General features: G+C 63.7%; 24 protein-coding genes. 12 read left to right on the top strand and 12 right to left on the bottom strand.

The genetic code is table 11. From position 1 onward, the window contains the following. Nucleotides 1-13: 13 nt before the first annotated feature. The 8 genes from ACI3KW_RS06795 to ACI3KW_RS06760 form a co-directional block, all read right to left on the bottom strand. Nucleotides 14-1,009 (bottom strand): glycosyltransferase, encoded by a 996-nt coding sequence (locus ACI3KW_RS06795; protein ID WP_404847442.1) that lies wholly within the window; start codon nucleotides 1,007-1,009, stop codon nucleotides 14-16. Continuing rightward, nucleotides 1,006-2,289, bottom strand: a complete 1,284-nt coding sequence (locus ACI3KW_RS06790; RefSeq protein ID WP_404847441.1) for an O-antigen ligase family protein — start codon at nucleotides 2,287-2,289, stop codon at nucleotides 1,006-1,008. The genes ACI3KW_RS06795 and ACI3KW_RS06790 overlap by 4 nt, the downstream gene beginning before the upstream one ends. Then, the gene (locus ACI3KW_RS06785) at nucleotides 2,286-3,491 is read right to left on the bottom strand and encodes a glycosyltransferase family 2 protein (RefSeq protein WP_404847440.1); all 1,206 of its coding nucleotides are present in this window, start codon (nucleotides 3,489-3,491) and stop codon (nucleotides 2,286-2,288) included. The genes ACI3KW_RS06790 and ACI3KW_RS06785 overlap by 4 nt, the downstream gene beginning before the upstream one ends. A gap of 54 nt (nucleotides 3,492-3,545) precedes the next feature. Next, nucleotides 3,546-3,905 carry a hypothetical protein gene (locus ACI3KW_RS06780; RefSeq protein WP_113121991.1) on the bottom strand — a complete coding sequence of 120 codons (360 nt, stop codon included), beginning with the start codon at nucleotides 3,903-3,905 and terminating at the stop codon, nucleotides 3,546-3,548. Nucleotides 3,906-3,922: 17 nt separating this feature from the next. After that, a complete protein-coding gene (locus ACI3KW_RS06775; RefSeq protein WP_113121992.1) occupies nucleotides 3,923-4,594 on the bottom strand; it encodes a sugar transferase in 672 nt (223 codons plus the stop codon). A gap of 348 nt (nucleotides 4,595-4,942) precedes the next feature. Beyond that, nucleotides 4,943-5,128 carry a hypothetical protein gene (locus tag ACI3KW_RS06770; protein WP_113121993.1) on the bottom strand — a complete coding sequence of 62 codons (186 nt, stop codon included), beginning with the start codon at nucleotides 5,126-5,128 and terminating at the stop codon, nucleotides 4,943-4,945. Between the two features lie 407 nt (nucleotides 5,129-5,535). Then, entirely contained in the window at nucleotides 5,536-6,954 is a 1,419-nt protein-coding gene (locus ACI3KW_RS06765; protein WP_404847439.1) for an ROK family protein, read from the bottom strand. Between the two features lie 16 nt (nucleotides 6,955-6,970). Then, nucleotides 6,971-7,885, bottom strand: a complete 915-nt coding sequence (locus ACI3KW_RS06760; RefSeq protein ID WP_404847438.1) for a tagatose-bisphosphate aldolase — start codon at nucleotides 7,883-7,885, stop codon at nucleotides 6,971-6,973. A 184-nt stretch (nucleotides 7,886-8,069) separates the two neighbouring features. Between ACI3KW_RS06760 and ACI3KW_RS06755 the strand changes: the two genes are divergently transcribed. The 4 genes from ACI3KW_RS06755 to ACI3KW_RS06740 all read left to right on the top strand — a co-directional run bounded on the left by ACI3KW_RS06755 (nucleotide 8,070) and on the right by ACI3KW_RS06740 (nucleotide 12,272). Further along, on the top strand, nucleotides 8,070-8,969 hold the full coding sequence (locus tag ACI3KW_RS06755; protein WP_404847437.1) for a sugar-binding transcriptional regulator: 900 nt from the start codon (nucleotides 8,070-8,072) through the stop codon (nucleotides 8,967-8,969). A gap of 406 nt (nucleotides 8,970-9,375) precedes the next feature. Continuing rightward, nucleotides 9,376-10,368: an ABC transporter substrate-binding protein gene (locus tag ACI3KW_RS06750; protein ID WP_404847436.1), complete on the top strand. Its 993-nt coding sequence runs from the start codon at nucleotides 9,376-9,378 to the stop codon at nucleotides 10,366-10,368. Nucleotides 10,369-10,465: 97 nt separating this feature from the next. Further along, entirely contained in the window at nucleotides 10,466-11,530 is a 1,065-nt protein-coding gene (locus ACI3KW_RS06745; RefSeq protein ID WP_404847435.1) for an ABC transporter permease subunit, read from the top strand. Beyond that, nucleotides 11,523-12,272 carry an ATP-binding cassette domain-containing protein gene (locus ACI3KW_RS06740; protein WP_404847434.1) on the top strand — a complete coding sequence of 250 codons (750 nt, stop codon included), beginning with the start codon at nucleotides 11,523-11,525 and terminating at the stop codon, nucleotides 12,270-12,272. The genes ACI3KW_RS06745 and ACI3KW_RS06740 overlap by 8 nt, the downstream gene beginning before the upstream one ends. Nucleotides 12,273-12,280: 8 nt before the next feature. Here the strand turns inward: ACI3KW_RS06740 and ACI3KW_RS06735 are convergent, their stop codons facing one another. Then, the gene (locus ACI3KW_RS06735) at nucleotides 12,281-13,300 is read right to left on the bottom strand and encodes a LacI family DNA-binding transcriptional regulator (protein WP_404847544.1); all 1,020 of its coding nucleotides are present in this window, start codon (nucleotides 13,298-13,300) and stop codon (nucleotides 12,281-12,283) included. Nucleotides 13,301-13,431: 131 nt separating this feature from the next. Continuing rightward, nucleotides 13,432-14,610, bottom strand: coding sequence for an ROK family protein (locus tag ACI3KW_RS06730; RefSeq protein ID WP_404847433.1), 1,179 nt, complete (start codon nucleotides 14,608-14,610; stop codon nucleotides 13,432-13,434). A gap of 151 nt (nucleotides 14,611-14,761) precedes the next feature. On the opposite strand from ACI3KW_RS06730, the gene ACI3KW_RS06725 reads away from it, so the two are divergent. The 8 genes from ACI3KW_RS06725 (at nucleotide 14,762) to ACI3KW_RS06690 (ending at nucleotide 22,292) form a co-directional block, all read left to right on the top strand. After that, a complete protein-coding gene (locus ACI3KW_RS06725; protein WP_404847432.1) occupies nucleotides 14,762-15,838 on the top strand; it encodes a Gfo/Idh/MocA family protein in 1,077 nt (358 codons plus the stop codon). Next, on the top strand, nucleotides 15,838-16,659 hold the full coding sequence (locus ACI3KW_RS06720; RefSeq protein WP_404847431.1) for a sugar phosphate isomerase/epimerase family protein: 822 nt from the start codon (nucleotides 15,838-15,840) through the stop codon (nucleotides 16,657-16,659). Before ACI3KW_RS06725 ends, ACI3KW_RS06720 begins: the two co-directional genes overlap by 1 nt. Further along, nucleotides 16,656-17,456, top strand: coding sequence for an alpha/beta fold hydrolase (locus ACI3KW_RS06715; protein ID WP_404847430.1), 801 nt, complete (start codon nucleotides 16,656-16,658; stop codon nucleotides 17,454-17,456). Before ACI3KW_RS06720 ends, ACI3KW_RS06715 begins: the two co-directional genes overlap by 4 nt. Nucleotide 17,457: 1 nt before the next feature. Then, nucleotides 17,458-18,147 carry a ribulose-phosphate 3-epimerase gene (locus tag ACI3KW_RS06710; protein WP_404847429.1) on the top strand — a complete coding sequence of 230 codons (690 nt, stop codon included), beginning with the start codon at nucleotides 17,458-17,460 and terminating at the stop codon, nucleotides 18,145-18,147. A gap of 2 nt (nucleotides 18,148-18,149) precedes the next feature. After that, nucleotides 18,150-19,037 carry an ROK family protein gene (locus ACI3KW_RS06705; protein ID WP_404847428.1) on the top strand — a complete coding sequence of 296 codons (888 nt, stop codon included), beginning with the start codon at nucleotides 18,150-18,152 and terminating at the stop codon, nucleotides 19,035-19,037. A gap of 120 nt (nucleotides 19,038-19,157) precedes the next feature. Then, nucleotides 19,158-19,886, top strand: coding sequence for an SDR family oxidoreductase (locus ACI3KW_RS06700; protein WP_404847427.1), 729 nt, complete (start codon nucleotides 19,158-19,160; stop codon nucleotides 19,884-19,886). Continuing rightward, the gene (locus ACI3KW_RS06695) at nucleotides 19,886-21,529 is read left to right on the top strand and encodes a GMC family oxidoreductase (protein ID WP_404847426.1); all 1,644 of its coding nucleotides are present in this window, start codon (nucleotides 19,886-19,888) and stop codon (nucleotides 21,527-21,529) included. Before ACI3KW_RS06700 ends, ACI3KW_RS06695 begins: the two co-directional genes overlap by 1 nt. Beyond that, nucleotides 21,522-22,292: an SDR family NAD(P)-dependent oxidoreductase gene (locus ACI3KW_RS06690; protein ID WP_404847425.1), complete on the top strand. Its 771-nt coding sequence runs from the start codon at nucleotides 21,522-21,524 to the stop codon at nucleotides 22,290-22,292. Before ACI3KW_RS06695 ends, ACI3KW_RS06690 begins: the two co-directional genes overlap by 8 nt. Here ACI3KW_RS06690 and ACI3KW_RS06685 read toward each other — a convergent pair whose 3' ends face one another. Further along, a complete protein-coding gene (locus ACI3KW_RS06685) occupies nucleotides 22,293-23,570 on the bottom strand; it encodes a D-tagatose-bisphosphate aldolase, class II, non-catalytic subunit (RefSeq protein WP_404847424.1) in 1,278 nt (425 codons plus the stop codon). Continuing rightward, complete coding sequence (locus ACI3KW_RS06680; protein WP_404847423.1) at nucleotides 23,567-24,511, bottom strand: sugar kinase; 945 nt, start codon at nucleotides 24,509-24,511, stop codon at nucleotides 23,567-23,569. Before ACI3KW_RS06680 ends, ACI3KW_RS06685 begins: the two co-directional genes overlap by 4 nt. Nucleotides 24,512-24,581: the final 70 nt, after the last annotated feature.

Raw genomic sequence — 24,581 nt, 5'->3', positions numbered from 1 at the left:
GGGGCGGAATTACTCAACGTTGCACGGCCGGCAGCCGCGATTGCACGAAGGCGTGGAAATCCGGTGTGGTGCGGCCGAAGAGGCGTATGGCGAGGCCACGCGCCCGCAGGCGCAGCGCGTCCTTGAAGGCAATGGCCGATGAGGCGCCGTCCATGATCAGCGCCTTGGCGAGGCCACTGGCCCGCGTCGGCGCCTGGGCTGCCCATTTTGGATTGGTCATGAAGCCGTCGCGCAGCCCCTTGGGGGCGGTCTGCCAGGCCAGCCGCTGCAATTCCTGCACCGAGCGCTTCAAATCAAGCTCGCGCCGCAGATAAGAGGCCTTGAGTTCGGCATTACGCGTGGTCTGTTCGGCGTTTTCCGCCCACACAGCCAGCGGCGTCATAGCCACATAGATCGGCTCGACGATCGAGAACGACCGCATATATTCCTGCAGTGTCGCGGTGCAGCCAAAGCCGATCTCGAGCTGGCATGCCGTATTGCGCGACCAGAACAGCCCGCCATTGGACACGCCAATGCCCATCAGCAGCGACAGGCGGAATTCGTCGGGCTGGTAGAGCCCTTCGACGAACAGGTCATCGAGCACGCCGCCGACGCTCAAATGAGCCGCCGTGGTGCCGCTCTTGTGCTCGACATATTGGTTGCGCAGCACGACATTGACGCCGTCCTCGCGGCAGATCCGCATGTTTTCGGCGAGGAAATCCGGCAGGATGAGATTGTCGTCTTCCACCACGCAGAAATAGTCGGCGTCATTGGGATTTTCGGCCGTGAAGCAGTGGTCGATATTCTTGGAGGCAAAGCGCTGCGGCGCATTGTGGTGATAGCGGATGCGCGGATCGTTGAAGCTCTCGCACGCTGCCTTGCCCGCCTGGGCGGCATCGTCGTCATAGACATCGCAGACCCAATTGGCCCAGGTCTGGTCGATCATAGATTGCAGCGCGCGTTGCAGGGCGACGGGGCGCTTGTAGGTGGGCGTGCGAATCTGGACCAGGCCGGAATTAGTTTCAGTCATGGTTGGACTCCGATGGGGCGAATATACACCTGCCGCGACGCGGGCAGGGGAGAGCGGCGATTGGCGCGCAATTCATGCAGCACGCCCTGGGCGCCATAGATGAAGGTCACGACCACCAGGATCGAGCGCACCGAAAACTCGAAGAACACTTCGACCTCGATGAAGCTGCGCAGGATGACCAGCAATTGCAGGCCGACCAGAAACGCGTTTTGCGGATTGGGCCGCAGGATGGTGGCCACAATGATGAGCAGGAAGCCGCCATAGATGAGGAAAGCCTGCAGCCCGACGCCGATCAGGCCGATTTCCACGGCGTTGGAAATATAGGTGTTGTGGAAGTTGAAGCCCGAACCCGAGGGCACGAGGAACATGGCCCAGAGCTGTTCGGCGGGCGCAAATCCGGCCACCCAGAAGGCGCGGAAGCCAATGCCTTGCAGCGGTCGCTCGGCGATGAAGGTGAAGGCTGTGGCCCACAGGTCCGTACGTCCGGTCAGCGTGGGGTCCTTGCCCGAACCTTCGAGAATTTCCGACAATAGCGTCTGGCCATTGGCCATGATGAACAGGCCCAAGGCCGCTCCGACGATGATGACGCCCAGCGTCATGAACAGCTTCTGGTTGCCGGTCAGGCGCCCCGTCAGCAGCAGCAGCACCATGACGGCGACGCAGGGCACGACCATCATGATGGCGCCAGCCGATTGCGCCAGGACCATCAAAGGCCCGGAAATCAGCAGGCCGGCCAGAGCCCCCAGCCGCAGCAAAAGCCCGGCATGGCGATCGACGACGACCGCCAGCGAGGTCAAGGCGAAGACGGCGATATGGGCCGCAAAGGCGTTCTTGCTGCCAAAAATGCCCAGCCAGGGCGCCCCGGACGGCCGATTGCCGATGGTGACGCTGGCCAATATCCCCACGGCGTAGACGACGAAGAGAGCTCGCACGAGAGTCGTCGGTTTAACCCGTCCGGCCATTACTACGGCGATGGCGAGTGTGATCATCAGTTGGATCGAGGCCCGCAGCGTGATCTCGGGATATTGCGACCACAACGTCGACAGCATGCAATAGGCCGGCAGCAGCAGCAGGAACCACCAGCGGGCAATCAGCGTGATGCTTTGCTGCGGGTCGCTGATCAGCAGCAGCCCGCCAAAGCCGAGGAATGCCATGGCGGCTAACGAGCCGACCAAGGCGTTCAGCACCAGCCCGGACAGGGCCAGCACGGTGAAGGTGGCGGCAAGATCGATATCGACCAGAGGCCCGGCAATGCCGCGGCGGCGCAGTAGCCGTGTCATGTCGCCACCGCCGGCGCATTGGTCGCGAGCTGGTTACGGATCGGCGTGGGCGCAGCGGCCGCCGGAATGAATCCGGCGGCATAGCGGGCGGCAGCGTCCTTGGCGATGATCTGGTGAGCGCTTACGCCTTGGGTGGCGAGCGCCAGCCAAGTCGGATCGCGCCGGAAGCAGCTCCAATCCACATCCTGGCTCGGCACGTAGGTCGGCAGGGCGGCATGTTTATCGAGGTTCAGCAGCCCGGTGCTCGCCGCGATCTGCGGCGTGGCAGCACGGCGCTGCCGGCCTTGGGTGAACGAGTTCCATAGCCGCCGCAACAGGGCAGGGCGCCGCGCAATGATTTTGAGGACGGTGCCCGGTGAACGAGCCTTGATCGCCTCCACCAGACGGCCGAAATCCAGCGCGCCTTGCAAGGCATCGCGGCGCTGCGCAAAGGCGTGGGCCAGGCCGGCCTCGGGCTTGATCCCAGCCAGCAATTGCGCCTGATTGGCCAGCATGGCGTCAACATCGTTGGCCGATAGGCGGTGAGAAATCGAACCACTATGGCGGCGATAAAGATACCAGGGCTCGGGCACGATCCACATGCTGGCGCCGGCCAGCAGCGTGCGCAGCAGCAAGTCGTAGTCTTCCCCGATCCGCAGGGTTTCGTCATAGCGCAGCAGACCCAGCGCCTCGGCACGGATCAGCGGCTTGAGGTAGCCGAGCGCGGGCAACTTGCCGTCCATGCCGGCGGTCACCCAGGCTTCGGCACTGACGGGTAATGGTTTGTCGTGGTCGGCCAACAGCAGGGTCGGCGGGCTGCCGTCCTCATGGAAATGCAACAAGTCATCGGCCACGATATCGGCCCTGAAATGCTCCGCCGCTGCCAGCAGCCGTTCGAGCCGCTCGGGGTGCACAATATCGTCGGAGTCAACGATGGCGATCCATTGCCCGCGCGCCCGCGCCAGCGCCAGGTTACGCGTGCGGGCCGGGCCGCCATTCTGCGGCGAGGCGAGCAGCCGCACGCGCTCGTCGCGCGCCATGATGGAGGTTACTACCGACACGCTATCGTCGGGCGAAGCGTCGTCTGCAACGATGATTTCGAGATTGCCCATGGTCTGGGCCAGCACGGATTCCAGCGCACGCGCCAATGTCGCGCCGCCGCGGTAATTCGCCATGATGACGGAAACCGTCGGAATCCCCTGCTGTGCGCGCGTGGGCTGCATGGCGAGCTCCGGTTCGAAAGATTGCCAGGCGCCAGGAGGCGCCGGCTTGTCCCGTCAGGCCTGCGGCGCCGTAGCGTCGAGAGTGGCCAGCACGGTTTTGAGCTGTTGCATATGCTCGCTGATCTGGCCGATCCTGAGGCGGGCCGCAGCGGCATTGCGCTCGGCATCCTCGATGGCGCCTTCGTCTTCTTCCGAGCGGGTGCCGAACTCGCCCGAATTGTCGATAAGATTGGTGGCTTGGGCATAGTAGACGTCGAGGCGTGTCTGCAGGCCTTCGCGTTCCCGCTGGGCCCCCTCGATTGCCGCCAGCAGCGAGCGGCGAACCGTCATGAAACGGTCCTTGTCGGTGCTGGCGTCGCGCGAAGGATCACGGGTGCGGAAGAGGCGTGTGCCGACGGAAAGGATCGAAGCCATTCATCGCCTCCTGTAGTCTAGCGGCTGCCCGTGCGCATCAGCACGACCTTGACGGTGCGCAGCATAATAACAATGTCACCGATGAAGGACCAGTTACGAGCATATTCGGCATCGAGTCGGACGCGCTGTTCATAGTCTACGTCGCTGCGGCCGCTAACCTGCCACAGGCCGGTCAGACCCGGACGCATGCTGGCGTAGGCGGTGATGTCATTGGCATAGCGAACGATTTCGTCCTGCACGATGGGACGGGGCCCCACCAGGCTCATGTCGCCGCGGATGATGTTGATCAATTGGGGCAATTCGTCGAGGCTGGTGTCGCGCAGGAACTTGCCCAGCGGTGTAATGCGCGGATCGTTGCGCAGCTTCTGGGTCGCTTCCCACTCTTCGCGGGCCAGCGGGAACATTTCGAGGTGCCGTTCCAGCGCCTCTTTGGAATTGACGATCATGGAACGGAACTTGAGGCAGCGGAACTTTTTGCCGCGATGTCCGACCCGTTCATGGGAGAAAAATACCGGTCCCCGATCAATCGAGAACATGGTGACCATGATGAAAAAGATCGCCGGAAGCGCGCAAAAGAGCATGATGGATGCAATCGTGACATCGAATGCTCGTTTCAGCGCGCCGCCCTTGGGCGACTTGGTTTGGGTCTCGATGCCCGAGAGATCGAGGCCTGCGTTGACTATCGACATTTTTGTTCACCCGCCATGTTGAACGTAGTTCGAGTTGCTACTGTGCTTTTCGTGTCCAGCTGTAATGGTTTGCGATGATGCCCCGGTGCCGCAGGGCGGGGGGCCGTGATTACCGCAGTCCCGCCCGGATGTCTCCGCTGCGAGGGTTCGTAGCAAACGCTTGATGTTTGCCGACTTCTGTCGGTTTGGTCCTGCAAAGGCGCGGTTCGCTCAAAAGCAAATCAAGCGCATGTTTGCGGGATCAAAATGATCACGATTATGTGGGGCAGGCAACAGCGTACGCGCATGGCTGTCATGCGGGCACGTGATCATGAGATGATCACAATTGGCAGGATGGGAGGCGGAGGGTTATCGCGCGAAGACGAAGATAATGCCGTTCCACAGCAGGTAGACGCCGACCCAGGCGAGGACGATCACGGCCAGCGCGGTCATGCCAGTAGGCCAACGGCTCCAGATTTGGCTCCGAAGATTGGCGACGGGTGCCCCGACGCCATTTTCTGCGGCGCCTTTCTTGTCGTGTCCGTCCTGGCTCATGTTCTGGCTCCTGCCCCAAACGTTGCGATACTGGCAACTCCGCGCCGTCTATCGCAAACCTCGGAAAACTACCCTAACGTCTATAGTGAAATTTTCAGCAATGGATGAGTTCAAGCAACTGGTAAACGCACGACAGCGTTTCCAGTGCCACGACTTGCACAAAATACCGAAAACCTCACCGCCTTATTGCTCTGGCGGCTTCACACAATAGAAACGCTATATAGCGTTCACCGCCCCGCCACAAGCGGCGGCAAATCAACTTTAGGACTAGCACTAATGGCGTGGAGTGGCGGAGGGTGGTGCTGCCGATCGCGGGAGCGGAGATATTGCCCGATCAGGACGACCCGTCGCGGTACCGACAAGCGCCGTTGCTCGGGTAATCTGCTCCGCGCGAATATCAAACAAACCTAAAGCGCCTCCGGCCAATGCCCCGCAATCCAGCTCGCCATCGCCCCTATATCGGTCGCCTTGGTCGTGTCCACGTCAAACACTGGTCCACGCCCCACGGGTTCGGCCCGTGTCACCAGCGCCGCTAATTCGGGCAAATATGCCGCCCCCGGATGTCCCGGCAGCCGATCCTCCAACCGGCTGGCATAGCGCTCCACCACCACGTCGGCCGGTGCCGAACACCAGATTTCCAGCGTCTCGCTCACCCCCGCCATGGCCAGATGGCTCTCCAGCAAGTCCCGCGGCTGAAACCCGAACCAGGCATCCACGATCACCGTGGTCCCCGCCGGTGCATCGGCCACCAGCGACCAGATCGCCTTGTAGCTCGCCTTGCCCAGCGTGCGGTTGAACTCCCGGCCCACCCCCTCGATCACCTCAAGAAACGGGTTCTTGACCGTATCGAGCGTCAGCAACGGCCATCCGGTTTGTGCCGACAAAGCATGCGCCACCTGGCTCTTGCCGCTCGCCGGCACGCCATTGACCAGCACGGCGCGCTTGCGCCCGCGCGCAGCAAACCTGTCCATGGCACAACGCGCCGCCCCGATCACGCCAGCGTCGTCGCCCAATTGCGCCGCCACAATGGGGCTCTGATACCAGCAATTCTCCGCCGGAATCCCCGCCAGCGCCGCCACAGCCCGTCCGCCCATGCCACCACCCAGCAGCACCAGATCAGGATCAAGCGTCGCCACCAGCCCATCAATGGCCCGTCGCAGCGGCCCCGCCCAGGCAGTCAACACCGCCGATGCCTGCGCATCGCCCTGGTCGCGGCGTTCCAGCAATGTGTCGGCATTGGTGCCGGGCGGCAGCCCCGCCTCGCAGACATGCCGGCCAAACGCCGTGCCGGAGCTCAGTGTCTCCACACACCCCCGCCGCCCGCAAGCGCAGAGCAGCCCATCAGGCGCCACCACCACATGTCCGAACTGCCCGGCCGTACTCCGCCCGCGCAGCAAATGCCCATGGTCCAGTGCGGCCCCGCCAATGCCGGTGCCGATGGTCAGCATGACGAGGTTCTGCTTGCCCTGCCCAGCGCCAAACGCTGCCTCGCCGAGCAGCGCCATGCTGCAATCATTTTCCAGCGCCACGAATTGCCCGGTCGCCTCGCGCAATAGCTGCGCGAAGGGCAGCTTCGACAGATCGACATAGCCGCCCGAAAACACCGTCCCCGTGCTGCCATCGACCCGCCCCGGCACGCCGACACCAATGCCGGCAATGCCATCGACCATCAATTGGCCGATCAGATCGATCGTGGTGGCCAGCACCTGTTGCGGATCAGCCGAACTCGGCGCCCGCACGCTGGCCAATATCTGTCCGCTGTTGCTGACCCGGGCGGCGCGCACATGCGTGCCCCCGATATCGACGCCAATAGCCGTCTGCCCCATGGCACGCTCCCAACGCTCAGGCGACCCGCGTCTTATGGGCGCTATAGCGGGCAATCACCGCCTGAATTTCGCGCAGGCGTGGCACGGCAATGGTCTCCAGCCGCTGCTTGGTCTCGGCCCGATCAAGCGAGATACAGTCTTTCCATAAGGAACGCCCCGCAATCACCCCCGAGGCGCCATTGTGCATGGCGATCTCGACCTGTTGCAAGAAGGTTGCGTGATCCACCCCCGCCGACAGGATCGCCCACGGCACTTCCCCGCACAGCCGGGTGACCTCAGCACAGGATTCGGGCGAGCCGGGGTAGGGGAGCTTGAGCACCTTGGAACCCACATCGAGGCAAAGCCGCGTGCCGCCCTGGATCAGCTCAGGAATCTTGGCCGCGTAGGCCTCCTTGCTTTCCCCTTCGAACGCATAGGTCAGAAATTCCACCACCAGCAACAGGTCCTCGCTGGCGAAATCGGCAATAACCCGTTCCAGCGTCGCCATGTTCTGTGTGTTGGCGGCCGGCGTGTCCGAGCGCAGATAGATCATGATCTTGCCGCCCGTGCCGCCCAGCTCACGCACCCGGCGGGCCGTGATACCATCGACCATTTTGGAAATCCGGTAGCCTTCGGGCGAGACATCCCACCCCGATGCATCCAGCCCGATCAGCAGTGCAGTATCGCGCGAGAGCACGCCCTCATCCACCACCTGCGGCACCGCGCAGATCGGGTCCACTAGCACGCAAGACGCCTGGCTGGCCAGGTAACGCGTGATATCGGCCTTGGTATTGCCCAGCATTTCATTGCTGATCCTGGCCTGCGCCTCCGTGTCCGGCGCCAGCAGCGTGCGCATACCCCCGCGCTGGTCGCAGGCGATCACCATCATCGCGCCATCTTGTCCACAAATCTGGTGGTAGCCGCGTTTTTCGGCGGTGGTCATGCGTGCCATGTCGAATATGCTCCTCATAAATTGCGACAAAGAGGCTCCGGTCACGCAAAACGGTGTTTTGCGCGGCAATTGCCTAACAGCGGGGTTTGGGCGATAAGGGTTATCGTTGCCGACGATGTAACACATTGCTGAAAGGAATTTCAAGCTGTCTTCGCAGTCCGGGGATGCAGGCGTTTCCCGCTCCATGATGCATGCGGTCGCCAAGCTGCATTACGAGAGCGATATGAGCCAGGTCGACATCGCCAAGCGCATGGGCGTGTCGACGGCCACAATTTCACGCCTGCTGCAGCGCGCCCGCGTTGAAGGCATTGTGCGCATCGAAATCCGCGACATCGTCGCCCCCGAAGCCCTGCGCGATCGGCTGATCGCCGGGCTGGGCCTCGAGCGGGCCGCTGTTATCGACGCTCCTGCCGCCGGCGTGCTCGAAGCCTTGGCTACACCTCTGGGTGATCTGCTCAAGGAAGTGGGCCTGGGCGCCGGCTCCGTGCTGGCCATCGGCTGGGGCAGGGCGGTCAGTGCCGTCATGCAGGCTGGGCTTCCGCCCTTGCCGGGCATCATCACCGTGCCCGCGACGGGCGGCATGCAGCAGCATGCGTCGCATTTTCAGGTCAACGAATTCGTCCGCCTCGCTGCCGGGCACATGGGCGGCACGCCCCATTTCATCCACGCGCCCTATCTGCCCTCGGCCGAAACCCGCGCTGCTTTCCTCGCCGATCCGTCCATCGCCGATAGCGTCGCCCTGTGGGACCGCATCGACGCCGCCATTGTCGGCGTCGGCCTGCCGCACGCCGTCAACGCCCCCGAAGCCAGCGCCGCCACGCCCAGCGAGCAATCGCTGAGCAATGCCGTTGGCGACGTGATCCGCCATTATTTCGACCGCGACGGCAAACTGATCCAGTGGGAAGGCGAGTCCCGCATGATCGCGGCCTCCCCCGCCCAACTCCGCGCCGCCCCCCTGGTCATCGGCGTCGCTGCCGGCGAAAACAAAGTCGGCGCCATCATCGGCGCCGCCAAAGCCGGCTTCATCAGCGCGCTGGTCACGGATGCCCGCACGGCGGAAGCAATCCTCGATACGCTGGGCTAGATTCCGCTTCGGGCAGTACTCCCAGTCCGTCCCATCCACAAAGTCATTCCGGCCCCCGCCGGAATGACCGCAAACGTGGTGGCAACGGGCTTCTAATCTTTCTCCGCGTAAAAATTGATATTTGCGCGCCTAAACCGTGTTGACACGGCGGCCCTGCCGTGAAGTCTATACGGGCGGTATCCGGAACAACCGGAGCCGCGGAGGACAGAAGCTTTACCGATCATCCGCATGCCCGGCGTCGCAAAATGCGACAGGTCTTGACGGCTGCTTTGTGTGAAGTAAATTGCAGAAGAAAATTTCACTTGACGGTTTCGATGCGTCGGGATGAGATATGTTAACTGGACAAACAAATCAGTTTGGCCAGCCGAATGACTGTCAACGAACAGCTCAATGAGGGAGGAAAACCATGGAGCGCCGTTCTATTCTCAAGGCCGTAGCCGCTGCCGCGCTGGTCACCACGATCAGCCTGGCCGCCGGCCCGTCCTTTGCCCAGGACAAGAAATTCACCATCGCGCTGATCCCGGGCCTGACCACTGATGGCTTCTACATCACCATGCGCAAAGGGGCCCAGGCGGCCGCTGACGCCCTTGGCGTAGAGCTGGTGTTTCAGGGCGCGCCCGATTTCAACCCCGTCACCCAGGTGCCGGTGCTCGATGCCATCATCGCCCGCGCACCCGACGCCATTCTGATCGCCCCCACCGACACGACCCAGCTGATCGAACCGCTGCGCAAGGCCAATGAAGCCGGCATTCCGGTGATCACGGTCGATACCTTCATTGGTACGGGCTCCTACCAGACCGGCGCTGGCGACGCGGATTTCCCGCTCTCCTACATCGCGTCTGACAACGTACTTGGCGGTCGCATCGCCGCCCGTGCCCTCGCCAATGCCATTGGCGGGGAAGGCAAGGTCTTCGTTTCCAACGTCAATCCGGGCATTTCCACCACCGATCAGCGCGAGGAAGGCTTCAAGCTGGAAATGACCGAGAACTTCCCCAAAGTGGAAGTGCTCGAAACCCAGTTCAACAAGAACGACGCCAATAATGCGGCCAGCCAATTGCAGGCCGTCTTCGCCCGTAATGCCGATCTCAAAGGTGTGTTCGGGGCCAATCTGTTCTCCGCCCTCGGCTCCGCCAATGGCGTCCAGCAGGCCGGCCAGAGCGGCACCATCAAGGTGGTGGCGTTCGATGCCCCCGTCAGCATCGTCGACAACATCAATTCCGGGCTCGTTGACGTGGCCATTGCCCAGCACCCCGCCGAAATCGGCTATTACGGCGTGGTCTCGGCCTTTGCCCATCTGACGGGCCAGTCAATCCCGGTTTCGATCGGCACCGGCTTTACCATCATGGACAAGGCCAATATCGCCGATCCTGAAATCGCCAAGTATCTCTACAACGAGTAACGCCTCACCGGGGCGGCCTGCGGCAATGCCGCGGGCCGCCTTGCCATAACGCACAGTCCGCGGGGCAACCTGCGTCGACGCCGGATCAGGTGACACCATGACCGCTTCAGTTCCGCAGGCTCAGTCTGCTTCCACTCATATAGCCCCGCAAGCCGATCACGCTGAACGCGCGCTCAATTGGATGCAGCGCATCGCCAATCTGCGCGCCTGGCTCTTCCTTGCTGCGCTGATCATCGGCTTTGAAATCTGGGCCCGTGTCAGCTTCGGCGGCACATTCATTCTCAATCCGTTCAACATCCAGTCCATCGCTATTTTCGCGGTCGCCCCGCTCCTGCTCGCCACCGGGCAGACCTTCGTCATCATCTCGGGCGGCATCGATCTGTCGCTGGGCTTCATCATGGGACTGGCGGCGGTTGTTGCTGCCCATGTCATCAACTGGGCTACGCCCGGCATGGGCTTCCCACTCGCCGTATTGTTCGGCGCGCTGGTCGCCGTGCTCGTCGCGGGCCTGCCGGGCGTGGTCAATGGCCTGCTCGTCTCCCGCCTTCGCGTGCCGCCCTTTATCGGCACATTGGGCATGTTCGGCGTAGCCCGCGGCGTCGCGTTTCTGCTGGCCGGCGGCACCACCGTTCCCGTGCGCAACGAGTTCTTCGCCGCCATCGGCAATGGCAAGTTCCTCAATGTGCCCTACATCGTCATCATCACGGCAATCTTCGTGGTCGCCATGCATTACGTGCTGAGCCAGACCCGCTTCGGCCAGCACAATTACGCCATCGGCGCCAATGCCCAGGCGGCCCGCCGCGCCGGCATCGACATCAAATGGCACTTGCTGCGGCTCTATATCCTGTCCGCCATGTGCGCGGGCCTTGCTGGCGTGGTCTATTCCGCCCGCTTCAGTGCCGGCGCCGCCCAGGCCGGCGAACCCCTGCTGCTCGATTGCGTGGCCGCCGTGGTCATTGGCGGCGCCAGCCTGTTCGGCGGCTCGGGCACCATTTTCGGCACCGTGGCCGGCGCGCTGGTCATCGCGGTCATTCAATACGGTCTGGTTTTCGTCAATGTCGAACCGTTCTGGCAGTTCATCAGTGTCGGCGTCGTCATCATCATCTCGGTCCTCATCGACCAGGCGCAACGCCGCTTCACCGGAGGGCGCATCGATGAATAATGCAGCCGAACCCCTGCTCGACGTCCGCAATCTTTCGAAAAACTTCGCCGCTGTGCAGGCCCTCAAGGACTTCTCCATGGTGGTCCGCCCCGGCGAAGTCGTGGCCCTGGCCGGCGACAATGGCGCGGGCAAAACCACACTGATCAAGGCCATTTCCGGCGTCTACAAGCCATCCTCAGGCGAAATCCGCCTGCGCGGCGAACCCGTCAGCTTCGCCACCCCACAAGAGGCGCGCGACAAGGGCATCGAGACCATCTACCAGGACCTGGCTTTGGCCGATAATCTTTCCATCGGCGCCAATATCTTTCTCGGCCGCGAACCCATGCGCAAAGCCTTCGGCTTCCTGCCTGTGCTCGACCGCAAGAAAATGGCCGACGCCGCCAAATCCACCATGGCCCTGCTCGATTTCCATGTGAACCGCATGGAAGCCCCGGTCAGCAATTTCTCCGGCGGCCAGCGCCAGGCCGTCGCCATCGGCCGCGCCGTCTATTGGGACGCCCAAATCCTCATCATGGACGAACCCACCGCCGCCCTCGGCGTCCCCGAACAGCGCAAGGTCATCTCGCTGATCCACCAACTCAAGGCGCAGGGCAGGGGGGTGATCTTCATCTCGCACAATCTGCAGGACATTTTTGCGGTGTCGGACCGCATCGTCGTGCTGCGGCGCGGGGTACAGGCGGGCGAGCGCAAAATCTCGGAAACAACCCACGACGAGGTGGTCAAGCTGATGGTGGGGGGCTAACCCCCCGTCTAAGCTGAAGCCCGCAACACCAGTTCCGCATTCAACAAAATATGCTGCCCCTGCATGCGGGGGTCATCAAACACTCGCGAATTGTCCAGTTTCGACAGCAGCAGCATAATCGCCAGCCGCCCCATCTCTGTGGTGTTTTGCGACACGGTGGTCAGCGGCGGCCAGATATATTCGCTCAGCGGTTGGTCATCATGCCCCGCCACCCGTAGATCACAATCCGGCCCGATCCCGACCTTGAGCCCCGCCTGGTTCACCGCCGCCAACACGCCAAACGCCACCCGGTCATTGCCGCACAACACCGTCTTGCTGGGAAACCCGCCCGCTGCCAGCACCTTATTGGTCTGCTCGAACGCATAGCGCTCAAATTCCCAGGTCTCCGATCGCTCCACCGGGATCAGCAACGGCTCCAGGCCCCGCCGCTGCATCGTGGCGATATAGTTCGCGCGCCGCTCCATGGTATTGCTGTTCACCACCGGCATGTCGAAATAGGCCGGCCTGTCGCCCGACCGTGTCAGATAGTCGGTAATCAGCGCTATGCTCTGCGCATTATTGGTGCCGACAAACGCTTCCTCGGCGTCAAATGGCGCGTCGATGAATACGATGGGAATATTGCGCGCCAGCGCCCGCACCTTGTCGTGGTGTGCGCCGTGCCCGCCCACTGGCGCCATGATCACTCCGGCCACATTAAGCGAGGTCAGCGTCTCGATCGCCTCGGCCTCCAGCTCCCCGCGGCCGTCCGAGCTGAACACAAAGGGCAAATATCCAGCGGCCGTGGCCTCCGCCTCGATGCGCCGCCGCAGCCCCATGTAAAACGGGTCGAGCGAGCTGGGAAACACCAGCCCGATAATCTTGGACCGCCGCCGGTTGAGATTGACCGCAAACAGATTGGGCCGGAACCCGGTCTCGGCCAGCCCCGCATCGATCTTCTCGCGCACCTTGACGCGCACCGAGCTGGGGTCCTGAAAATATTTCGAAACCGTCGGCCGCGACAGCCCCACCGCCTTGGCAAACTCTTCCATCGTCCGAATTGCCATGCGCGTCATCTGTGTTTTTCCTCTGCACTGTCCGCTCCTTGCTGCCACCAGCAGCCAGCCATGTCAAATCTTGTTTGACGCGCGGCAAAGAACAATTTTTACAGGAAAGATTTGGGTTAGGTCCGCAAATCGAGGTTGGAAAGATCAAACTCCTCATGATGCGCCAAGGCCGCCGCCCCGATCGCACATTCAAACGCCCCAATCCGCGACACCGTCAGCAGCGGCAGGCTCATCCCCGGCACCATGCGCCGCCCCAGCGGCCCCGCCACCCGCTCAACCACGGCATCCAGCACCGGCAGCATGGCCCCTCCCAGCACCACCTCATCGGGGTCAAAAATATTGGTGATATCCACCAGTCCCTCGGTCAAATGCCCCGCCAGCGTGGTCACCGCCCGCTCGGCATCCGGGTCCCCCTTGGCTAGCCCCGCCGCCACCTGCGCCGGCAATTGCGGATCAGTCGCCGCCTCATCGACATCCTGATTGGTCGCGTAGCGCTGCAGCGCCTTCAAATTCACAAAAGTCTCCATGCACCCGCGCTGCCCGCAGCTACACAGCGGCCCATCCGCCGCAATCCGCAAATGGCCGAACTCCGTCCCCAGCCCATTGCCCCCGCGCAGCAGCTTGTCGTCAATGATCACCGCGCCGCCGCAACCGGTCCCGATCTTGAGGTAAACCACCACCCCATGATGCGGCCTTGGGTCCGAATAAATATGCCCAAACGCCGCCGCATTGGCATTGTTCTCCACATGGCAGGGCAAATCGATCCGCGCCGCAATCAGCGCCCCGAGGTTCACGTCCTTCCACCCCAGAATCGGCAGGTTGATCACATGCCCATCCCGCCGCACCAGCCCCGGCACGGTCACCCCCATCGCCCGGATAGTGTCGCGATAGAGCGTCAGGCTCGCCAGCTTGTCCGCCACCAGCGCAACCACCTGGTCCGGCGCCAGCCCCCGATCAAACGGCATCTCGTCAGTCTCGGCCACGCCCGCTGCCAGATCGAGCAGAGCAAAGCGCAGCACGCCCACCCCGATTTCCACGCCGAAGAAATAAGCCCCTTTCGGCTCCAGCGCGATATCGATCCCCGGCCGCCCCACATCGCGCCGCTCGGGACTGTCCTCGCGCGCCCTCTCGCTGACCATGCCGCGCGCCAGCAGGTCATCGATCATCCCGGTGATCGAGGCCCGCGTGAGGGATAGCCGCCGCGCCAGTTCTGCCCGCGACACCGGCCCGCTGACCCGCAAAATGCCGAGCAGCCGCCGTTCATTGATGTGCCGCACCAGCGACTGATTGGCCATATTTCCGGTTTCCGTAACGGCGTAAAACTCACCAAGCTCTAGCGGCGCCATGTTGACAGCACAACTCCGTCGCCATTATGTTTCTTAAGTTAACAAATTATCGAACCGCCCGGCAATGGCGTATTCGACGAGCGGCGGGAGCACATCGAAAATGCCCAAAAAGCAGGAGCGGCTGCTGCGTGTCGGCGTGCTGGGCTGCGGCGCCATCGCCCAGGCAGCCCATTTCGAAAGCTGCACCAAGGCGGCAAACGCCGAGCTCTACGCTATCTGCGACGTGGCCGACGATTTGCGCAACCGCATGGCAGCCACCCACGCCCCGAAAAAAAGCTTTTCCGACTATGATGCCATGCTGGCCGATCCCGACCTCGAAGCCGTGATCATCGCCACCTCCGATGCCTTCCACGTCCCCGCCGCCCTTCGCGCCCTCGAAGCCGGCAAGCATGTGCTCTGCGAAAAGCCCCTCGCCACCTCCATCGAGGAGGCCGAAAGCCTGCGTGCCGCCGTCGCCACCTCAGGCAAACGCCTCCAGGTCGGCCACATGAAACGCTTCGACGCGGGCCTGGAGGCCGCCAAATCCTTCATCGACAATGGCATGGGCCAACTCGTCGCCCTCAAGGCCTGGTATTGCGACAGCACCCATCGCTATCCTATGACCGACGCCGTCCAGCCCCTGATCATCGCCAGCGCCGCCGCCAAGAAGCCCGCCGAAAACCCCAAAGCCGATCTCGACCGCTATTACATGCTCGCCCATGGCAGCCATCTGGTCGACACGGCCCGCTACTTCGCCGGCGAAATCACCGCCGTCCATGCGCGCCTCTCCAATCGCGCCGGCATGCGCTGCTGGTTCATCGATGTCGAATTCGCCAATGGCACGCTGGGCCATCTCGATCTCACCGTCGCCGTCCGCATGGACTGGCACGAGGGCTTCCAGATCTATGGCGAAAACGGCTCCATTCTCGGCAAGACCTATAATCCCTGGTATTATAAAACCAGCGAGGTCGACATTTTCGACGAAGCAACCGGCGCCAGCTCGCGCACCCTCGGCGCCGATGGCCATTTCTACCGCCGCCAGCTCGAAGCCTTTGCCGATACCATCCTGACCGGCGCCCCCCAGACCGGCGCCGATATCGAAGACGGCATCGCCTCGGTCCGCGCCATGGTCGCCATCGCCCACTCGGTTAAGTCAGGCCAGCCCGTCCGCCTCGCCGACGTCGCGGGAGCCCTCTGATGCGCCTGGGCATCTTCGCCAAAACCTTTCCCGGCGCCGATCCCATAACGGTCCTCGCCCAAGCCAAAGCTGCCGGCTTCGCCTCCGTGCAATACAACATGGCCTGCTCGGGCCTCCCCTCGATGCCCGACGCCATCACCCCCGCACAGGCCCAAGCCGTCCACCATGCTGCCGAGCAAACCGGCCTCGCCATCGCCGCGGTCTCGGGCACCTACAATATGATCCACCCCGATCCCGCCATCCGCGCCAAGGGCCTAGCCCGCCTCGAAATCCTCGCCGCATCCAGCGCCGCCATGGGCACCACCCTGATCACCCTCTGCACTGGCACCCGCGACCCCCACGACCAATGGCGCCGCCACCCCGACAATGACAGCCCCGAAGCTTGGCGCGACCTGCTCACCGAAATGGAAAAAGCCACCGCCATTGCCGAGCGCTACAATGTCCGCCTCGGCATCGAGCCCGAACTCGCCAATGTCGTGGACTCGGCTGTCCGCGCCCGCCAGTTGCTCGACGCCATCGCCAGCCCATCCCTCGCCATCGTGCTCGATCCGGCGAACCTGTTCGAACACGTAACCCTGCCCGAACAGCGCGACATCATCGCCCATGCCGTCGATCTTCTGGCCGACCGCATCGTCATGGGCCACGCCAAAGACCGCACCGTGGATGGCGCCTTCACCACAGCCGGCACCGGCGTCCTCGACTACCTCCACTATATCGCCCGCCTCCGCGCCATCGGCTTTAGGGGCGACCTGATCGCCCACGGCCTCGAAGCGGACGAAGCCTCCGCCGTCGCCACCTTCCTGCGACAAGCCTTGTCATGAAACGCCAGACCCTCGTCCGCGACGGCGTCTCCCTCGCCTGGTACGACAGCGGCGGCTCCGCCACGCCCATTCTCTTCCAACACGGCCTCTGCGGCGACATCAACCAGACCCGCGAAGCCATCCCCACCGGCCTCCGCCTCATCACTCTCGAATGCCGCGCCCACGGCGCCTCCGAAGCCGGCCCGCTGGAAAACCTCTCCATCGCCACTTTCGCCGCTGACATCGCCGCCCTCATCACCGAACTGGGCCTCGGCCCCATCATCCTCGGCGGCATCTCCATGGGCGCCGCCATCGCCACGCGCCTCGCCGTCCACCGCCCCGATCTGGTGCGCGCCCTCGCTCTAGTCCGGCCCGCCTGGATCGCCGCTGCCGCGCCACCCAATATGCAGCCCAATGCGGAGGTCGGTGCGCTCCTCGCCCAAATGCCCGCAGACGCCGCCCGCGCCACCTTCCACGCCAGCCCCACTTACGATCATCTCGCCAAAACCGCGCCCGACAATCTCGCTTCCCTGCTCAGCTTCTTCGAGCGCCAACCGATCGCCACCACTGCCGCCTTGCTGCAAGCCATCGCCGCCGACGGCCCCGGCATCACCGAGCCCGATTTGGCCGCGCTGACCGTGCCCACTCTCGTCATCGGCACCCAGCACGACGCCATCCACCCCTTGCCTATGGCAGAGCGTCTTGCCGTCCTCATTTCCGGCGCGAAATTGCTCGAAACCACACCCAAATCCATCGACAAACCCGGCTATCTGGCCGACCTTCACACCGCGCTCGCCGCCTTCTCCGAGGAAATCTGAAATGCCCAGCCCAACCTGGCTTGCCGATCTGCCGCGCCATCGGCTCCTCGCCGAATATTCCATGTGGTCGGCCGACCTCATTCGCCTTGCCGATGATCTGGCCCGCATCGAACCCCATGCCGATCTGCTCCATATCGACGTAGCCGACGGCCATTTCGCCCCCGCGCTCCTGTTCTTCCCTGACCTCGTCGCCCGCATGCACAGCGCCACCACCAGGCCCATCCATGTCCACCTCATGGTGGCCGATGCCGTCCTGCTCGAGCAGATCACCCAATTCGCCGATGCCGGCGCCGACCTGATCAGCATCCACGTCGAAAACGCTGCCGTGGCCGACGCAGCCCTGTCCCTGCTCGCCAGCCGCAACGTGGCCAGCGGCATGGTCGCCCGCATCGAAACCCCCGTCGCCAATCTGGCGCCCTATCTCGACGGCCTGGATTTCGTGACCCTACTCGGCACCGCCATCGGCGTAAAAGGGCAGGGGCTCGACCCCACCGCCGGCCCCCGCCTGCAGGAGGCCAAAGCCCTGATCGCCCAATCGAACCGCAACATCGTCCTCGCCGCCGATGGCGGCATTCGCGACACCACCGTCCCCCTGCTGCGCGCCGCCGGCGCACAAACTGTCGTCTTGGGCTCGCTAGCCTTCGGCGCGCCAGACCTTGCCGCCCGCATGGTCTGGCTACACGCGCTCTAGCCATGACCAGCGCCCGCGCCATCGGCATCGATATCGGCGGCACCAGCCTGCGCGCGGCCCTGGTCGACAGCTCCGGCCGCATCCTGGCCCGCGAAGAAACCGCCACCCTCGCGCAAGCCGGCCCCCAGGCCGTCGTCCAACAGATCGCCGACCTCGTCGCCAAAATCGCCCCCGACCGCAGCGGAATAACCGGCACCGGCATCTCCTCCCCCGGGCCCATCGACACCGAACGCGGCCTGGCTCTGGGCGTCCCAACCCTCGTCGGTTGGTCCGATATCCCCATCGCCGGCATGATCCAGACCGCGCTGGGCCTACCCGTCCGCCTCGAAAACGACGCCATCGCCGCCGCCATCGGCGAATGGAAATTCGGCGCCGGGCAGGGCCTCTCCCATCTGGTCTATGTCACCATCAGCACCGGCATTGGCGGCGGCATCATCCTCGATGGCAAAGTCCTGCACGGGAGAATGGGCATGGCTGGCCATATCGGCCACATGACCGTAGCCCGCGACGGCGCCCCCTGCGCCTGCGGCAATCGCGGCTGCTGGGAAGCCTACGCCTCCGGTACCGCCTTCGCCCGCCGCATCGCCCCCCATTTCCCCAACCCCAAATCCGCCTTCACCGCGGCTACCTCAGGCAATCCCCTCGCCCTCCAACTCGTCACTGAGGAGGCCGATTGGCTCGGTATCGGCATCGCCAACCTGCTCCACCTCTTCAGCCCCCAAACCGTGATCCTCGGCGGCGGTATAGCCAACGGTTTTTCGCTGCTACTCCCGGGTATTCGGCGACGCGTCCAGGCCAATGCCATGCCGGCGTTTCGTGATGTCCCGATTGTCCCGGCAGCGCTGGGGGAGAATGCAGGACTGGTCGGCGCGGCGGCCATGGTGATGTGAGAGCTGGCCGCTCAGCGAGAATTTTTACGCAAGCAAACATATATATTGACGAGCCGAAGCAATCTCTCTTACCGTCATCCCACCCAGAAGCGCACCAACGCGCCGGGCAGGGAGAACCACATGAGCCAAAATCTCGCCGGCAAGGTCGTGCTGGTCACCGGGGCCAGCTCCGGCATCGGCCGGGCCCTGGCGCTCTCCGTTGCCGAGGCCGGCGCCAGCGTCGCCCTGGTCGGCCGCTCGGCAGACCGCCTGCAACACGTCGCCAACCTCGTCGGCCCCACGGCCCTCGTCCTCCCCGCCGATTTGGCTGACGCAACTGCCGTCGAAACCGTCGCTGCCAAAACCCTCGCCCATTTCCGCCGCGTCGATATCCTGCTCGCCAATGCCGGCCTCTACATTCCCGGCGACGTGGCCGATGGCGATGCCGACGCCTGGGACGAGCTGATGCAGGTCAATGTCAGCAGCGTCTTCCGCCTGATCCGGGCCGTGCTGCCCGGCATGATCGCCCAGCGCTCTGGCGATATCATCGTCACCAGCTCGATTTCCGGCCATCAAGCCATCCAGTGGGAGCCGGTCTATTCCGCCTCCAAACACGCCATTCAGTCCTTCGTGCATGGCCTGCGCCGCCAGGTTGCGCCGGACAATGTGCGGGTCGGCGCCGTTGCGCCCGGCGTCGTGCTCAACGAACTCTGGGGCTACGACGATCCCAATGAGATCGACGCCAAGGTCGCCGCCCATGAGGGCCTGCGCTCGCAGGATGTCGCCGACGCCGTGCTCTTCATGCTGACCCGCCCGCCTCATGTCACCATCCGCGATCTGGTCATCCTGCCGCAGAACCAGGATATCTGATGCAGCCCTACGACTACGTCATCGTGGGCGCCGGCGCCGCCGGTTGCGTGCTCGCCAACCGGCTCTCCGCCGACCCCAATGTCCGTGTCGCGTTGGTCGAAGCCGGCCCCGATCACAATGCGCGAAAAACCATCATCCGCATGCCCCTGGCCATGGTCACCTTCATGGCCCCCGCTTTGGCCTTTCTCGGCGGCTCCAAATTCATGTCCTGGTTCACCACCGACCCGGAGCCGGGCCTGCAAGGGCGCCAGATCGCCCTGCCGCGCGGCAAGGGCAGCGGCGGCAGTACCAATGTCAATGGCCAGATATTCATCCGCGGCCAGCGCGAGGATTTCGACCACTGGCGCGACCTGGGCAATCCCGGCTGGGGCTATGACGACCTACTGCCCTATTTCCGCAAACTCGAGCGTTTCGAACTCGATCCCACCAGCCCGGTCGATCCCGCCTTCCACGGCACCAATGGCCCCCTCACCGTCGCCCCCCTGCGCAGCGTCAACCCAATGGCCCGCGTCTATCTCGCAGCCGCCGCCCAAGCCGGCATTCCCTTCAATCCCGATTTCAACGGTGCCAATCAAGCCGGCGCCGGCCTCTACACCTTCACCCAGCGCAATGGCGAACGCGTCACCGCCGAAGGCGCCTATCTCGACCCCATCCGCCACCGCCCCAATCTGCACATCCTGAGCGAACGCACCGTCACCAAAATCCTGTTCGACGGCAAACGCGCCACCGGCATCGCCTACGACAGCGCATCAGGGCAGGGCACTCTCCCCGCGCGTGAAGTCATCCTCTCCGCCGGCTCCTTCGTCTCGCCCCATCTGCTCCTGCTCTCGGGCATAGGCGACACGGCCCAGCTGCAACGCCACGGCATCGCCCCCATCCAGCACCTCCCCGGCGTCGGCGAAAACCTGCAGGATCATCTCGACGTCACCCTGGAATATCGCGCCAAATCCACCGCGCCCTATGGCATTTCCTGGCGCGCCCTCCCGCGCAATATCCTCCACGTCCTGGACTGGCTCTTTCGCCGCCGCGGCCTCTTCGCCTCCACCACCGGGGAGGGCGGCGCCTTCATCTCAACCGTGCCCGGCCAATCCCGCCCCGATATCCAGCTCTTCTTCTGCACGGCCGTTGGCAACACGCAAAACGCCGGCGGTTTCACCGGCCACGGCTTTCTCATGCATGTCTGCCAGCTCCGCCCCCGCAGCATCGGCCGCGTCAGCCTCACCAGTGCCGATCCCCGTGCCAAGCCCTCAATCCTCTACAATTTCCTGCGCCACGATGGCGCCATGGACAGTCTCCGCGCCGGCATCCGCCTCGCCCGCACCATCATCGCCCAGTCCCCCTTCGCCCCGCATCTGGACCGCGAAGTCGATCCCGGCCCGGACGAGCAAAGCGATGGCGCCCTCGACGCCTTCATACGCCGCAGCGTCGGCACGCTCTTCCACCCCGTGGGCACCTGCGCCATGGGCACAGGCCCCGACGCCGTCGTCGATCCAGCCAATCTACGCGTCCACGGCGTCACCGGCTTGCGCGTCGTCGACGCCTCGATCATGCCCACAATCGTCTCCGGCAACACGGTCGCCGCCACCTATTGCATCGCCGAAAAGGCTGCCGACCTCATCATAAAGGAACCAAGCAATGGCTGATTTCACCGGCAAGGTCGCACTGGTCACCGGCACCACCGGCATTGGCCGGGCCACCGCCCTCAAACTCGCCGCCGAGGGCGCCCAGGTCATGGCCTTGGGGCTAGACACAGCGGGCAATGCCGAGCTCGCCACCCACGCCAACATCGCCACGCGCCTGACCGATGTCTCCGTGCCCGAACAGGTTCAAGCCGCCATCGCCGAAACCGTCGCCCGCTTCGGCGGCCTCGATATCATCGTCAATTCCGCCGCCATCCATCCCTATGGCGATTGCGTCACGACCAGCCCGCAAACCTTCGCGCAATGCCTCGCCGTCAATGTCGGATCGATCCACCTCACCGCCCATTTCGGCGTGCCGCTTCTGCGCCAGCGCGGCGGCGGCAGTATCGTCAGTATCTCCAGCGTCCAGGGCCATGCCAGCCAGAATAACGTGGCCGCCTATGCCGCCTCCAAAGGCGCCATCCATGCGCTGACCCGCGCCATGGCGCTCGACTTCGCCGGCGACAATATCCGCGTCAATTCGGTCAGCCCCGGCTCGGTCCGCACGCCCATTCTCGAGCGCGCCGCGCGCCACAGCGATGGCCAGGATGTTGATATTGCAGCAGCCTTCGCCCGCTTCGGCGCCGCCCATCCGCTGGGCCGCATTGGCGAGCCCGAGGAAGTCGCCGAGCTGGTCGCCTTCCTCGCCTCGTCCCGCGCCGCCTTCATCACCGGGGCCGACCACCGCATCGATGGTGGTTTGACCGCCGGCATTGCCGTACGCTGATTACAGTACCCCGGCAGCGCGCGAATAGAGGGCCGTCTGTTGCCGTACGGCGAGCAGCAGCAGTGAGCGGGCATCTGTTTTTTGCCCTTTCGCCGCCGCCGCATGCAATGTGCCAAGAAACTGGCTAATCAGCGGCATGGGAATCTCGCGCTCCCCAAGTGCGGTCATGAGCCGGTCCACGGCCCCAATCGCGTCGGGATGCGGCCAGTAATACCGGATGCGGTCCGAATAGCTGAAATGGCGCTGTACCCGCAGGGCAGTATCATCGCCGTGATAGTATTTTTGCCAGTGCAGCGGCTCGCGCAGCATCAGCTCTTCCATCGCCAGGGCGACCGTCTGGTTTGGGGCAAGCAGACCCAGTGCAACGGCAATTTGGTCAAGTCCATAGATTGCTTCACGCAGCACAAAGGTCAATGCCGGGCCAACCTTGAGGATCGAAAATCCGTCGGCCACCAAACCCGCCAGGGCTGTCTCAGGCTGGTAGTCGGTCGAATGGGCTTCGAAGACGAATTGCGGCACCTGGCGCAGCACAGCGCTCAGCGCTTGCGCCTTAGCCGGATCATAGACAACAAGGTCTTCATTGCCGAATTCGACGCCCGGCTGCACGACGATCCCAACCACGCGGGCAAATGCATCCTCCAGGCTGCGCGCTGCGAATGCCTTGCGGTGCACCTCGATCGTATCCAGCGCCGCCGACGGCGTGGTGATCTGCAAATGGTCCAGCGCTTCCAGCGCGCCACCGGGGACCGGCACTTCGGTGCCGATGATATAGACCGGCTTGTCGCCACCAGCGGGCAGGGCGCCCTCGGCCGCTTGCGCCAGCAACGCCGCACGTTCGGCAGTGGTCTCATCCGGCAGGGCGACAGGCTCATCCCGGCAGCCCATGCTGGTGTCGAGATGCAGCTTGGTAAAACCGGCCGCAGCAAAAGCAGCGATCATTACCCGCGATTTCTCCATCGCTTCGCCAGCGGGCAGGTGCTTCCAGGGATTGGGCCCGAGATGGTCCCCGCCCAGGATTAGCTTGCCCGGATCGAAGCCAACCTTGGCAGCAATCCCCTCAACAAATTGTCGGAAGCCCAGCGGCGTCATCCCGGTATAGCCACCATCCTGGTTGACCTGATTGCAGGTGGCCTCGATCAGCACCGCCTGCTGGTTATCGCGGCCGGCAATCAGCGCGCTTTCGATCACCAGGGGATGCGCCGAACAGATCGATACAATGCCGGCGTGCTTGCCGGCGCGGTGTTGCCTGGGCAGGTCCAACAGGATTGCGGTGCTCATGCAGCCACCTGTTGGCTGAGAAAAACATCGAGTTCGGCTCGGGTGGACGTCCCTTCCATCGGCCCCTTGCGGCCCACGGCCAGGGCGCCGGCACCATTGGCGCGGCGCAGGTTGGTTTCCGCATCAAGACCGGCCAGCCAGCCGGCAAGGAAGGTTGCGCCAAAGGCGTCACCGGCACCGGTCGGGTCGATCTCCTCGACCGCGAAGGCTGGCACGAACAGATCGTCCCTGCCATCCAGATAACGTGCCCCCGCAGCGCCCTGCTTGAGCACGATGGCGCGAACGCCGCGTGCCAGAATGTCGTTGGCCGCTGCTTCTTCGGTGGTTTCCGGGGAAAACAGCAGCACTTCCGGCCCGCTCGGCATGAACAAATCAGTCTGCGCCAGCACCTTGTCCAGCGCCTCCCGTAACCCTGCAAAGCCCAGCATTTCCTTGCGGATATTGGGGTCAAACGACACCGTGCCGCCGCGCACCTTGACCTGTTCGAGTGCGAACAAAACCGCCTCGATAATCCCCGGCGACACCAGCGAGGACCCCATGACATGCAAATGCCCCGCCGATGCGATGACAGCCTTTGCCGCCTCCGTCAGCCCGATCTGTCCATTGGCACTGTGCTTGATGTTGAACACGAAATCGCGCTGCCCATCCGTGCGATACCGCACGAAAGCGCTGCCGGTCACCGCGTCTTCATGCACACGAATAGCCGAGACATCGACCCCGTCCTGCCGCAGTCGCTCGATATTGAGCCAGCCGAAATCGTCATTGCCTACGCAACTGACCATGGCGCAGGGCTGTCCCTGTTTGGCAAGCTGGTCGATAAAGATGGCTGGAGCTCCCGAGGGGTAAGGACCAACCAACTCGATGGGCTCGCGAAAACCCTTGCCCGGCGCAACGGCCATGATCTCGACGACGATTTCGCCAATGGTAACGACTTTGATCACGGTCTCAGCGGCCTTTCAAACGAAGGGCCGATTGCAAGCTCCGGCCACGCCGAACGATACCTTGTTCTCC

Source organism: Devosia sp. ZW T5_3, from assembly GCF_044987315.1.
GTDB lineage: Bacteria > Pseudomonadota > Alphaproteobacteria > Rhizobiales > Devosiaceae > Devosia.
The sequence above is the reverse complement of the archived record's forward strand: the minus strand, read 5'-3'. Positions and strand labels throughout refer to the sequence as shown.